This window comes from Aneurinibacillus sp. UBA3580, from assembly GCF_002375825.1.
Taxonomy (GTDB): domain Bacteria; phylum Bacillota; class Bacilli; order Aneurinibacillales; family Aneurinibacillaceae; genus Aneurinibacillus; species Aneurinibacillus danicus.
Genome location: NZ_DFMZ01000103.1, coordinates 29968 through 30506 on the forward strand (window position 1 = coordinate 29968; position 539 = coordinate 30506).

The 539-nt window shown below is 41.6% G+C and carries 1 protein-coding gene; it reads right to left on the reverse strand.

Annotated features, from left to right (window positions below):
* Positions 1-361 (reverse strand): GTP pyrophosphokinase (locus B2899_RS14765; RefSeq protein WP_414631785.1); only part of this gene is annotated, 361 nt, incomplete at its 3' end.
* Positions 362-539 lie beyond the last annotated feature (178 nt).

A 539-nucleotide genomic window follows, 5' to 3' on the forward strand; every position in this document is an offset into this window, starting at 1 on the left:
GGCTACGGTAGCCGCTCGGCTTCTGGGTTTTTATGTAATCCTTCTCGTAGACGATCGTCATATCTTTGCCGTTGCGCTGGCGAACCAGTTCCACAACCCGGTCAATGTCCTGTACAAACTGGCACATAATCCGAATTCCGGTAATATCTTCCACTTCCTCAAGACGATCCAACGGAATACCCAGCTTGTTCGCTTTTTCTAAAATGCTTGAAATTTTTTTGATGCGACCTGTTACGAATTCGATAGGCGAATATTCATTTCTCTTTTTTAATTCTTTGCGAATACCCCTAAATTTCACTTTTAATTCCTCAACCGCTTGCTCATAAGGAATCAGGAATTCTTCCCAGCTTCTATCATCCACCAGACTGTCTTCCCCCTTCAACTGCCGCTATCCTTCTGTATTTTACCATATTCTCCTCAAAAAGAAATCGTGAAATTCAGCCTGCTCCCTCTCTATATACTATCTGCTCCCTCTCTATATACTATATAGATAAAACACGAAAAATATTACAGATAAACAAAACCACCATGGCGTCTCA